We start from the raw sequence: 11,311 nt of genomic DNA, 5'->3' as shown, positions 1-11,311 counted from the left end.
CGTTTTTATTGCTCAATATTACTTTGAAGCCTGAGAAATTCTTCCGTCAGCCTTAAAGCGTCGTCATAGCTTTCAAGACTATAGCATTTTGCTCTGAACGACGCCGCTCCGTAAAGCCCCTTCATATACCATGAAGCATGCTTTCTTGCCTCCTTCATAGCCTGTTTTTCATTGCCGCGGCCCTTCTGAGAGAGAATCAGTCTTATATGGTAAAGCATGACGTTCATGCGGTCTTGAGTCGTCGGAGGATCGTATGGTTTATTCTCAAACCAACTGTTTATTTCATCAAAAACAAAAGGATTTCCGTATGACGCTCTGCCAATCATAACGAGATCGCAGCCCGTTCGCTCATACATGTCAAGGCATTCTCTGAGCGTAGTTACATCGCCGTTTCCAATGACGGGTATTGAAACGCTTTCTTTAACTGAACGAATGATGTTCCAATCCGCTTTTCCGGAATACATTTGATCCTTTGTTCTGCCATGTATTGTCAGAGCGTCCGCACCGGCTTCTTCCATTGCCTTTGCAAATTCAACGGCATTGACTGAATCTGCGTTCCAGCCCTTGCGGAATTTAACTGTTACGGGAACATCAGACGCTCTTTTTGCAGCCCTGACTAAATCCGCCGCCAATTCTATATTTTTCATAAGAGCGCTTCCGGAATTATTGTTCACAACCTTTGGAACAGGACATCCCATATTCAGATCAAGAATATCCGGCTTGTAGCCCATGCAGATGCGGACCGCTCTTTCTATAAATTCCGGCTCGCTTCCAAAAAGCTGCAATGCCATCGGGCGTTCATTATCGGTAACTGTGCAAAGCTCTGATGTTTTTCGGTCGTTATAGCAGAGACCTTTAGCGGAAATAAGCTCGCTTACAGTATAGCAGGCGCCGTATTCACGGCAAAGCATACGATAGGGTCCGTCGGCAACGGAAGCCATCGGAGCAAGAGCCGCGGTTCTTTTAATTTTAACGTTTCCTATTTTTATATAATTCATTTGAATACCTCGTTGATTTTACTTATTATATTTTAACATAAATCCCCGAAAAATGGTAGAGGCAGCGGTGTAAATATTTTTTTTGACGGATAAAAGAGACAATTATAATACTCAGTATATAAATTTTCGAAAAGGGATAGAGTTTTGCATAAAAATCTGTTATAATAATAATGAATATAAATACGGTGGGCCGTATACCGTAAAGGCGGCGGACGGAGAAGCTAAATGAAGTTACTTGCGATTGACGGAAACAGCATATTAAACCGTGCTTATTACGGTATCAGACTGCTTACAAACAAAAACGGAGTTTATACAAATGCTGTTTTAGGCTTTATGAATATATATTTCAAAAATTTTGAGGAGGTAAAGCCGGATCGAGTTGCTGTTGCATTTGATCTTAAGGCTCCGACTTTCAGGCATAAGGCGGTGAATACCTACAAGGCTAATCGCAAGGGAATGCCGGAGGAACTGGCGCAGCAGCTGCCTATAGTCAAGGAGCTGCTGACATATATGGGGATCAGAATTGTTGAATGCGAGGGATACGAAGCCGACGATATTCTCGGTACTCTTTCTAAGGTCTGTTCAGACAGCGGCGGCGAATGCTGTATTCTTACAGGTGACCGCGACAGCCTTCAGCTTGTAAACGATAGGGTAACGGTAAGACTTGCTACAACTAAAGAAACTATTGTATATACTCCTGAAAGGTTCATTGAAGAATACGGTTTCGAGCCTATATACCTTATTGATCTTAAATCCTTAATGGGAGACAGCTCGGACAATATTCCGGGAGTAGCGGGAGTGGGGCAGAAAACTGCGGGAGCGCTTATTAAAAAATGGAAAACCATTGAGAGCTTATATGAGAATATAGACGGGGCGGAGCTTTCAAAGGGCGTTTACAATAAGCTGATAAACGGCAGAGAGGACGCTATACGAAGTAAATGGCTCGCTACGATATGTCTTGACGTTCCGGTCGACTATGATATAGAAAATTATAAGATTTCCGAAAGGAATGACGAAAAGCTAAGCGATCTTCTGACAGAGCTTGAAATGGCAAAGCTTATGCAGAAGCTTGGGATTGAGCCTTCGGAAAAAAGAGCGTCCGAAAAAACAGTCAGGGCGGTTGATGTAAAAACACAGCTAAAGGATATTGATGAAGAAATCCTCGGGGGATTTCTTAAAATGAATTCTATATGCTATCTGTTTGACGGAAAAGCTTTTAAATCGGCGCAACGTTTAGACGATGAGAATTTTATAATATATTTTACGGAAAATAAAGAATATATAACAAAATTACTTTCGTGCAGTGCGGAAAAGTATACTTTCGGCGCAAAGCCGCAGTACAGGCTGTGCTTTGCAAACGATACTGAGCTTGCAAATATGGTCTTTGACGCAGAGATCGCCGCATATCTGCTTGATCCGTCAACGTCTGAATATAATATAGAAAAGCTTTGCTTCAGATACGATTCGCCGTATTATAGGTCGGCTGGAGAAACGGCGGACGCCGTCAGTCTTTCAGAGCTTTGCGAGGCATTGAAAAAGGAAATTGAAATTCAGGGTATGAGCAGGCTCATGTTTAAAATTGAACAGCCCTTGACGGAGGTTTTGGCTTCAATGGAGCATTACGGAGTAGGTATAGACGTCGGCGGCGTAAGGAAATTCGGAGACAGTCTTGTCGATGAAATAGGCGGTCTGGAATCGCAGATTTACTTCATGTGCGGAAAGGAATTCAACATTTCTTCTCCTAAACAGCTTGGTGAAATCCTCCATGAAATGGGAGTCCCTCTGAAAAAGAAAACCAAGACGGGTTATTCTACAGGCGCGGAAATCCTTGAGGAGCTAAGGGACAGTTATCCTGTGATAGATCTTATTCTTCGTTATCGTCAGCTCACAAAGCTCAATTCCACTTATGTTGAAGGTCTGCTTAAAACTGTAGCTCAGGACGGCAGAATACACACGTCGTTCAGGCAGACGGAAACCAGAACCGGAAGAATATCGTCAACAGAGCCTAATCTTCAGAATATACCCGTCAGAACGGAACTGGGACGGGAAATGAGAAAGTTTTTTGTAGCTCAGGACGGCAGGACGCTCCTTGACGCCGATTATAGTCAGATAGAGCTTAGGCTTGTCGCTCATATTTGCGCCGATGAAGCGATGATCAGCGGCTTCGCAGACGGGGCGGATATTCATACTTCAACTGCCGCAAGGGTTTTCGGTCTTCCGGAGGAAATGATTACTCCGGAAATGAGAAGCGCGGCTAAGGCTGTAAATTTTGGAATAATTTACGGAATAGGCGCATTTTCACTTTCAAAGGATATTAATGTCAGCGTTTATGAGGCAAAAAAATATATTAATGATTATCTGCATAAATTCCCAAACGTTGAGAAATTTATGAATGAAACGGTCGAAAAAGCTAAAAAAGACGGATATGTCACAACTATGTTCGGAAGAAAGAGATATGTTCCCGAGCTTTCGGCTTCAAATAAGAATATGCAGGCGGCAGGAAAGCGTATTGCTATGAATACGCCGATACAGGGAAGCGCGGCGGATATAATAAAAATTGCTATGGTCAGGGTATACGGGCGGCTGAAAAAGGAGATACCGGAGGCAAGGCTTATACTTCAGGTGCACGACGAGCTGATCGTCGAGTGTTCTGAGAATGACGCCGACAGGGCTGCGGAAATTCTTTCCGAGGAAATGACTCATGCATGCGAGCTTAAAGTTCCGCTGATAGCAGATGTGAACAGGGGCGGAAGCTGGTATGACGCCAAGGGTTGATATAGAGGAAGCCGTAATAGCTCAATTAAAGGATATTGCGGAGATAGAGAAGCAATGTATAGCTGACGGATGGTCAGAAAAAGCCTTTTTGGAGGCGTTTGAAAATAAATACTCAATAATTCTGTCGGCGGTATCCGCTGGCAGAGTTATAGGCTTTTTAAATGGTACCGCAGTTCTCGACGAGGCGGAGCTTCTAAATATAGCAGTCATGGAGGAGTATCGAGGAATGGGCGCGGGCGGAGCGCTGATAAGCGAATTTCTGCATATTCTTTCTGATAAGAATGTTGGTACTGTTTATCTGGAGGTTCGTGAAAGCAATGCCGAGGCTATAAACTTATATAAAAAATATGGTTTTGAACAGAACGGAATGCGCAGAAATTATTATAGACATCCTGTTGAAAACGCTGTATTGATGATGAAAAAAATAGATTTGGCTGGTGATTAGAATGCTGATACTTGGAATTGAAAGCTCGTGTGATGAAACGGCTGCGGCTGTTTCTGAAAATGGTACAAATATATTGTCCTCGGTAATTTCAACGCAAATTGAGGAGCATAAAAAATACGGCGGCGTTGTACCGGAAATAGCGTCTCGCCGTCATTGTGAAAATATACTCGGCGTGGTTGAAAAGGCGTTGAGAGATTCGGATAAAACTCTTGACGATATGGACGCTGTGGCTGTCACGTATGCGCCGGGACTTATAGGAGCATTGCTTGTCGGAGTCAATTTTGCAAAAGGTCTTTCGCTTGCCTCAGAAAAACCGCTTGTGCCTGTGCATCATATTTCAGGGCACATTGCTGCGAATTATATTGCGCATAGCGAGTTGAAGCCGCCGTATATCTGTCTGGTTGCAAGCGGAGGACATTCTCATATAGTTGAGGTAATTGATTATACAAAATTCAGAATAATCGGACGCACAAGAGACGACGCTGCCGGAGAATGCTTTGATAAGTGCGCAAGGGCAATGGGTTTTCCGTATCCGGGAGGTATACATATTGACAGAGCGGCGCAGCTTGGCGACAAATCAGCCTATGTATTGCCTCGTCCGAGGGTAACAGGCTGCGAGTATGATTTCAGTTTTTCCGGATTAAAGACCGCCGTTATAAATCTTCTGCATAACGCCGAGCAGAAGGGTAAGGAAATTAATAAAAATGACCTGAGTGCAGCCTTGCAGCATACTATTTCTGATATACTCTGTGAAAAGACAATTGCAGCGGCTAAAACGCTGGGGTATAATAAAATAGCCGTTGCAGGCGGAGTATCAGCCAACAGCGGCGTTCGGTCGACCTTTAAAAGAGTATGCGGAGAATGCGGAATTAAGCTTTATCTTCCGCCCAAGGAGCTTTGCGGAGATAACGGAGCAATGATAGCGTGTCAGGGGTATTATAATTTCCTTGCAGGTCAAAGGGCTGACGAGAGTCTTAATGCCTGCGCAACTCTTTCGATTGATGATATTTAAGGGAACGGCGAAGCATGTTGGAATAGGGGGATATTATATGATTGATATTTTATTTCTTACAGCCGCGGTTTTGGTTTCTTCATTCAACACCTTTGAAAACCAATCCTATGATGACATTGAAATATATGAACAGCGGCTTGAAAAATTCAATGAAGTATACGGAACTTCCTACGCTATACCGGAAAAACCTGTAGTCGGAGGGGATATCGTTGAATTTTATACTTCAATGACGCTTAATGAATTTGATAAATATATAATATCTATTTATGACGGATCTTATTATGATACAGAAGCGCCTTCTTTAAAAAATGACAGCGGCGGCGAACGTTTGGAAATACGCAGCGAATATTATTTTGCGGACTATGCAGATAAATAAAATATAAACAAAAACGCAGACTTTTTAGTCTGCGCTTGTTTTGCCGAATAAAAAAAGTTTTTGTTGGAAACACAATTGTCCATTGTGAAAAAACAATGAAACTTGTTATTAATTTCACAATTCAGGTTAAATTCTATTGACATCCAATAAAAAAAATATTATAATATAAAAATGAAGGGAATTTTGGAATTAAAGGTTTCAGGATTCAAAAATAATCGCACAGTATTTTTGTGCAGAAATATTAAGGAGGATATAACCATGTCACTGACAAATAACCCCAATGTCTTAAAATGGGTTGAGGAAATGACAGCCCTCACAAAGCCTGACAAGGTAGTATGGATTGACGGCAGCAAGGAGCAGATAGAAGCTCTTAAGAAGGAAGCGCTTTCAACAGGCGAAATGCAGGAGCTCAACCAGGAAAAGCTTCCGGGATGTCTTTATCACAGAACTCTTCCCAACGACGTAGCCAGAGTTGAGGACAGAACCTTTATCTGCTGCAAAAATAAAGAAGACGCAGGGCCGACAAATAACTGGTGCGATCCTGAGGAAATGTATGCAAAGCTCAGACCTATGTACGACGGCGTTATGAAGGGAAGAACAATGTATGTAATCCCTTATTCAATGGGTCCTATCGGTTCTCCTCTTGCTAAAGTAGGCGTAGAAGTAACAGATTCTATTTATGTTGTTCTGAATATGAATATAATGACCAGAATGGGTAAGCAGGCTTTTGATAACCTGGGAGACGCTTCTAACGATTTTGTAAGAGGTCTTCATTCAAAGGCTCAGGTTGATCCTGAAAACAGATATATTGTTCATTTCCCTGAGGATAATACTATCTGGTCCATCAATTCGGCTTACGGCGGCAATGTTCTTCTTGGTAAAAAGTGTTTTGCTCTCAGAATAGCTTCATATCAGGGCAAGAACGAGGGCTGGATGGCTGAACACATGCTTATTCTCGGTCTTAAAAAGCCCGACGGCGAGGTTAAATATATTACGGCCGCTTTTCCGTCTGCATGCGGTAAGACAAATCTTGCTATGCTTATTCCGCCGGAGGGATATAAGAAGGACGGATACGAAATATTCACAGTCGGCGACGATATTGCTTGGATGAAGCAGGGCGACGACGGCAGGCTTTACGCAATTAACCCTGAAAACGGATTCTTCGGCGTTGCTCCGGGAACAAACGAAAAATCAAATTATAATGCGCTTGCTTCAACAATGAAGGATACAATTTTTACAAACGTTGCTATAAATAATGACGATATGACGGTTTGGTGGGAAGGTCTTGACAAGAATCCGCCGGAAAACGCGACAGAATGGAAGGGCGCTAAGGTAAACGGTAAGGAATATTCTGCTGAAGGCAATAAGCTTGCTCATCCTAACTCAAGATTCACAGCGCCGGCTAAGAACTGTCCTTGTATTTCACCTGAATTTGATAATCCTAAGGGCGTTCCGATTTCTGCAATTATTTTCGGCGGCAGACGTGCGGCTACTACTCCGCTGGTATATCAGTCGTTTGACTGGAAGCACGGTACCTATATTGGCTCGGCGGTTTCATCAGAAACGACTGCTGCCGCAACCGGCGAGGTAGGCGTTTTAAGACATGATCCTATGGCAATGAAGCCGTTCTGCGGTTATCACATGGGCGATTATTGGGCACATTGGCTTGAAATGGGCGAAAAGCTCGGCGATAAGGCTCCTAAGATATTCAATGTAAACTGGTTTAAGCAGGACGAAAACGGCAACTTTATCTGGCCGGGCTTCGGCGATAATATGAGAGTTCTTGACTGGATCATCAAGAGATGTGAGGGAACTATCGACGCTGATGAAACAGCTATCGGATATCTTCCTAAGAAGGGCGATATTAATGTCAAGGGTATAGAGGACGAGGTTACGCCTGAAGTTATGGATAAGCTTCTTGCCGTTGATAAGGAGCTTTGGAAGAAGGACGTTGCTGATATGCGTGAATTCTATAAACAGTTCGGCGATAAGCTTCCTGAAGAACTCAGCAAAGAGCTTGATAAGCTTGAAGAAAGACTCGAAAAATAATTTTATAATTATTATAAAGAAGAACGGTTTTAAACCGTTCTTTTTTTATGAAAATTTTGAAAATGGGTATTGACAAACGCTGAATTATATGGTATTATACACTTGTAGTTAGTTAGTCTACTAATTAACCATAGTGAAAAGGAGGCGGAAAGGTGCAGGTGGATTTTGAAACAGAAAAACCGATTTTTGTCCAAATTGCCGACGGAATCGAAGACGCTATTGTGACCGGAGCTTTTCCTGAGGAAAGCCGTATACCGTCGATAACGGATTTCTCAGTGAGATATAAGATAAATCCTGCTACAGCGTTAAAGGGAATCAGCATACTTGTTGAGAACGGAACTATATATAAAAAAAGGGGTGTAGGAATGTTTGTTTCAAAAGGAGCTAAGGAAAGGCTCACTAAAAAAAGGCGTGACGCGTTTTATGAGCATTATATAAAAAATATGCTTGCAGAGGCCGTCAGGCTCGGAATAAAAAAAGAAGAAATTATAGATATGCTTAAAGGAGAATGAATGATGAACTGTATTGAAATCAAAGGCATTACAAAGGACTTCAAAAATACAAGAGCGTTGAATAATGTGAATCTGACTTTTGAGGAAAATAAGATTTATGGGCTGCTGGGAAGAAACGGAGCCGGAAAATCAACACTTTTGAAAATCATATCAAATCGTATTTTCACAGACTCCGGAAGCGTTACTGTTGACGGAATAAATTCTATGGAGGACGACAGAGCGCTTTCTAAAATATATATTATGAGTGAAAGCAATCTTTATCCTCCTAAGATGAAGATAAAGAATATTTTTAAATGGACTAAGGAATTTTATCCTGCCTTTGACCTTGATTATGCAAATAAGCTTTCTAAGGCTTTCAATCTCAATGTTAATAAGAATACACGGTCGCTTTCAACGGGTTATAATTCAATTTTTAAGATAATAATAGCGTTATCTGTCAATGTTCCGTATCTTTTCTTAGACGAGCCTGTTTTAGGACTGGACGCTAATCACCGCGATCTTTTTTATCGTTTTCTTATAGAAAAATATTCGGAAAATCCGTTCTGCTGCGTTATATCGACTCATCTTATAGAGGAGGTATCAACAGTTATAGAGGATGTGGTTATAATAAAAAACGGAGAGGTTATAAAGAATCAGACGAGGGATTCGCTGCTTGAAAGCGGTTTTACAATATCAGGCTCAGCCTCTGCGGTAGATAGCTTTATTAACGGCAGAGAGGTTATAGGCTTTGACTCAATCGGCGGATTGAAAACCGCGTACATTTTAGGAGAGGTCAATAAATCAGAGGTGCCTGACGGACTTGAAATAACTGCGATGGATCTGCAGAAGCTGTTTGTACAGCTTACAAACTCATGATAAGGAGAAATGGATTATGAAGATTAAGAGCATGACGAAATATTCTTTCAGCGGAGCGCTGAAGGCTTATCTAATTTTTGCGGCGATTATATTTGCCATTATTAATACGGTCGTTATAATAACAGCCGCAACTGGTTCTCAGGGCGGAAGCTTCGGGGGTATGGACTTTTCAACAGTAGTTTTTATGTTTATATTAGGAATTGTAAACTACCGAGAGGATCTTTCGATGTCGATACAGAACGGGATTTCCAGAAAAACATATTTCTGCTCAACTGTTATAGTATTCGCACTTATTGCAGTAATTGGTTCTGCCGGAGATACGCTTATTAGTATGCTTGGCAATTTTTATCAGAATAATGTTTCTGAAGAAATAAGCTTTGATTCCGGCTATGAACAGCTTTTTATGTGGTCGAAGGATATAATCGTGCCTCCTACTCCTGAAGCTTTTGATTACTTAAAACAATTTATACTGCAAATAACCTTTAACATTGCTGCTCTTGCAGGCGGACTTCTTTTTGCTTCGGTTATTTACCGTCTTTCAAAGGTGTTTAAATTTATAGTTCCCGCTGCTTTTTATGTGTTGATATGCGTAGTTTTTCCGATAATAGATTATTCCGTTTTCGACTTTGCAATCACTAAAAATGTTTCAAAGCTTTTATTGTGGATGGGTGAAAGCGTTTGGTATATGTCCTCGGTATTTGTAGGATTGGCGGCTGTGCTTTTTGCAGTTTCATACTTGTTTATAAGGCGTGTTCAGATTAACGACAGAAAATAATAAAAAACGGGCGCATTAAGCGTCCGTTTTTTTATAGATTGCGGGCCTCAAGCGATAACTTCGTAATTTTCTGCGGCTGATTCCTTTGTAGCATATTCGCTGACGTTTGTAACCTTAACCTTCAGCGCTCTGGCGCCTAAGTTTATTTCAATTATATCGCCGACTTTTACGTCGTATGAAGCTCTGGCCTGCTTACCGTTTACAATGACCTTACCCGCGTCACATGCCTCGTTGGCAATAGTTCTTCTCTTTATCAGACGGGTAATTTTAAGATATTTGTCAAGACGCATAAAATCGTTCCTTTCATATAAAAATAATGCAAAAACGGCAGAGCACGTCCTCTCTGCCGTTCATTTTTTCAAAGATAATTATGCATTAACAGCGTCCTTAAGGGCTTTGCCGGCCTTGAATGCCGGAGCCTTCTTTGCAGGAACTGTTATCGTTTCGCCTGTCTGAGGATTCTTTGAAAGCTTTTCTTTGCGGTCACGTACTTCAAAAGTACCGAAACCAACGATCTGAACCTTTTCACCGCTTACAAGAGCGTCAGTTATTGTTGAAACAACTGCTGAAAATGCCTTTTCCGCATCCTTTTTTGTTAACTCGCTTTTTTCTGCGATCTGATTGATTAATTCTGACTTTGTCATTTTTATACCTCCAAAATTCTTTCGAACTATTAGTCCTCTGCCCGGCGTTTAACCTTATTCCAGTAAACGTCAAGCTGATCTATGCTAAGAGCCTTCATATCGGCTCCGTCCAGCCTTACTAAATCTTCGGTTTCTGCAAATCTTTCAATAAATTTTTCGGTTGCGCGCGTCAATGCCTCTTCGGCGTCAATATTCAAGTGTCTTGCGGTATTTACGCAGGAAAATAAGAGATCTCCCAGCTCTTCATAAATATCGTCTTTTTTCCCGGATCTTATAGCTTCCTCAAGCTCGTCGGTTTCAGACTTTACACGCTCAACAGCGTCTGAAACGCAGCTGAAATCCATTCCCGCCCGCATTGCTCTTTTACCCACCTTTTGCGCGCGCATCAGCGCCGGAAGTGATTTTGCTACGCTTGTAAGGGTTTCCGTATAGCTTGTCTGCCCTTTTGTTTCTTTTTTAATACTGTCCCAATTTTTCAGAACCTCTCCTGAATCTGAAACGGTTATATCTCCGAAAACATGGGGATGTCTTATAATAAGCTTTTTGCAGAGTTCATCACAGATGTCGTCAAAATCGAAGCAGCTTTTTTCCTCTTCTATTCTGCAATGAAAAATTATCTGAAGAAGAACATCTCCGAGTTCTTCTTTTAATAGCTCCGTATCCTCCAGGTCTATAGCTTCAATGGCCTCATAAACCTCTTCTATAAAATCGTTTCTGATAGATTTATGAATCTGTTCTCTGTCCCACGGACAGCCTTGAGGCGAGCGCAATATAGACATAATATCGCGAAGATCATTAATATCATAACGATCCTTGCGCTGATATTCAACCATAAAAATCACCCTGTTCCCAGCATTTTATATACTACAT

12 protein-coding genes are annotated in these 11,311 nt (G+C 41.6%); 8 read left to right on the top strand and 4 right to left on the bottom strand.

From position 1 onward, the window contains the following. Nucleotides 1–5: 5 nt before the first annotated feature. The gene (dusB, locus tag ACYQ0N_RS13430; RefSeq protein ID WP_460162983.1) at nucleotides 6–998 is read right to left on the bottom strand and encodes a tRNA dihydrouridine synthase DusB; all 993 of its coding nucleotides are present in this window, start codon (nucleotides 996–998) and stop codon (nucleotides 6–8) included. Between the two features lie 225 nt (nucleotides 999–1,223). On the opposite strand from dusB, the gene polA reads away from it, so the two are divergent. The 8 genes from polA (at nucleotide 1,224) to ACYQ0N_RS13390 (ending at nucleotide 9,797) form a co-directional block, all read left to right on the top strand. After that, nucleotides 1,224–3,773, top strand: a complete 2,550-nt coding sequence (gene polA, locus ACYQ0N_RS13425; protein ID WP_177532039.1) for a DNA polymerase I — start codon at nucleotides 1,224–1,226, stop codon at nucleotides 3,771–3,773. Next, entirely contained in the window at nucleotides 3,757–4,218 is a 462-nt protein-coding gene (gene rimI, locus ACYQ0N_RS13420) for a ribosomal protein S18-alanine N-acetyltransferase (protein WP_177532038.1), read from the top strand. The genes polA and rimI overlap by 17 nt, the downstream gene beginning before the upstream one ends. Before the next feature lies 1 nt (nucleotide 4,219). Further along, the gene (gene tsaD / locus ACYQ0N_RS13415; RefSeq protein WP_177532037.1) at nucleotides 4,220–5,230 is read left to right on the top strand and encodes a tRNA (adenosine(37)-N6)-threonylcarbamoyltransferase complex transferase subunit TsaD; all 1,011 of its coding nucleotides are present in this window, start codon (nucleotides 4,220–4,222) and stop codon (nucleotides 5,228–5,230) included. 37 nt (nucleotides 5,231–5,267) lie between these two features. Next, nucleotides 5,268–5,606, top strand: a complete 339-nt coding sequence (locus ACYQ0N_RS13410) for a hypothetical protein (RefSeq protein ID WP_460162982.1) — start codon at nucleotides 5,268–5,270, stop codon at nucleotides 5,604–5,606. 258 nt (nucleotides 5,607–5,864) lie between these two features. Next, entirely contained in the window at nucleotides 5,865–7,655 is a 1,791-nt protein-coding gene (locus ACYQ0N_RS13405) for a phosphoenolpyruvate carboxykinase (GTP) (RefSeq protein ID WP_177532035.1), read from the top strand. Between the two features lie 152 nt (nucleotides 7,656–7,807). Next, a complete protein-coding gene (locus ACYQ0N_RS13400; protein ID WP_177532034.1) occupies nucleotides 7,808–8,167 on the top strand; it encodes a GntR family transcriptional regulator in 360 nt (119 codons plus the stop codon). Then, complete coding sequence (locus tag ACYQ0N_RS13395) at nucleotides 8,168–9,022, top strand: ATP-binding cassette domain-containing protein (protein WP_460162981.1); 855 nt, start codon at nucleotides 8,168–8,170, stop codon at nucleotides 9,020–9,022. It abuts the gene before it with no gap. A gap of 16 nt (nucleotides 9,023–9,038) precedes the next feature. After that, on the top strand, nucleotides 9,039–9,797 hold the full coding sequence (locus tag ACYQ0N_RS13390) for a hypothetical protein (RefSeq protein ID WP_177532033.1): 759 nt from the start codon (nucleotides 9,039–9,041) through the stop codon (nucleotides 9,795–9,797). Between the two features lie 47 nt (nucleotides 9,798–9,844). On the opposite strand, the gene ACYQ0N_RS13385 is transcribed toward ACYQ0N_RS13390, so the two are convergent. The 3 genes from ACYQ0N_RS13385 to mazG all read right to left on the bottom strand — a co-directional run bounded on the left by ACYQ0N_RS13385 (nucleotide 9,845) and on the right by mazG (nucleotide 11,274). Further along, complete coding sequence (locus ACYQ0N_RS13385) at nucleotides 9,845–10,087, bottom strand: RNA-binding S4 domain-containing protein (protein ID WP_177532032.1); 243 nt, start codon at nucleotides 10,085–10,087, stop codon at nucleotides 9,845–9,847. Nucleotides 10,088–10,165: 78 nt separating this feature from the next. Further along, entirely contained in the window at nucleotides 10,166–10,441 is a 276-nt protein-coding gene (locus tag ACYQ0N_RS13380) for an HU family DNA-binding protein (RefSeq protein ID WP_177532031.1), read from the bottom strand. A gap of 29 nt (nucleotides 10,442–10,470) precedes the next feature. Further along, nucleotides 10,471–11,274 carry a nucleoside triphosphate pyrophosphohydrolase gene (gene mazG / locus ACYQ0N_RS13375; protein ID WP_177532030.1) on the bottom strand — a complete coding sequence of 268 codons (804 nt, stop codon included), beginning with the start codon at nucleotides 11,272–11,274 and terminating at the stop codon, nucleotides 10,471–10,473. Nucleotides 11,275–11,311 lie beyond the last annotated feature (37 nt).

It is taken from the genome of Ruminococcus sporogenes, assembly GCF_054655175.1.
This window is presented reverse-complemented; position numbering and strand designations above follow the sequence as displayed.

Excerpts from the sequence above, each read along its gene's own strand:
- polA (WP_177532039.1), top strand. The coding sequence starts at position 1,224 with ATGAAGTTACTTGCGATTGACGGAAACAGCATATTAAACCGTGCTTAT.
- ACYQ0N_RS13380 (WP_177532031.1), bottom strand. The coding sequence starts at position 10,441 with ATGACAAAGTCAGAATTAATCAATCAGATCGCAGAAAAAAGCGAGTTA.
- dusB (WP_460162983.1), bottom strand. The coding sequence starts at position 998 with ATGAATTATATAAAAATAGGAAACGTTAAAATTAAAAGAACCGCGGCT.
- rimI (WP_177532038.1), top strand. The coding sequence starts at position 3,757 with ATGACGCCAAGGGTTGATATAGAGGAAGCCGTAATAGCTCAATTAAAG.
- ACYQ0N_RS13385 (WP_177532032.1), bottom strand. The coding sequence starts at position 10,087 with ATGCGTCTTGACAAATATCTTAAAATTACCCGTCTGATAAAGAGAAGA.
- tsaD (WP_177532037.1), top strand. The coding sequence starts at position 4,220 with ATGCTGATACTTGGAATTGAAAGCTCGTGTGATGAAACGGCTGCGGCT.
- ACYQ0N_RS13410 (WP_460162982.1), top strand. The coding sequence starts at position 5,268 with ATGATTGATATTTTATTTCTTACAGCCGCGGTTTTGGTTTCTTCATTC.
- ACYQ0N_RS13405 (WP_177532035.1), top strand. The coding sequence starts at position 5,865 with ATGTCACTGACAAATAACCCCAATGTCTTAAAATGGGTTGAGGAAATG.
- mazG (WP_177532030.1), bottom strand. The coding sequence starts at position 11,274 with ATGGTTGAATATCAGCGCAAGGATCGTTATGATATTAATGATCTTCGC.
- ACYQ0N_RS13395 (WP_460162981.1), top strand. The coding sequence starts at position 8,168 with ATGATGAACTGTATTGAAATCAAAGGCATTACAAAGGACTTCAAAAAT.
- ACYQ0N_RS13390 (WP_177532033.1), top strand. The coding sequence starts at position 9,039 with ATGAAGATTAAGAGCATGACGAAATATTCTTTCAGCGGAGCGCTGAAG.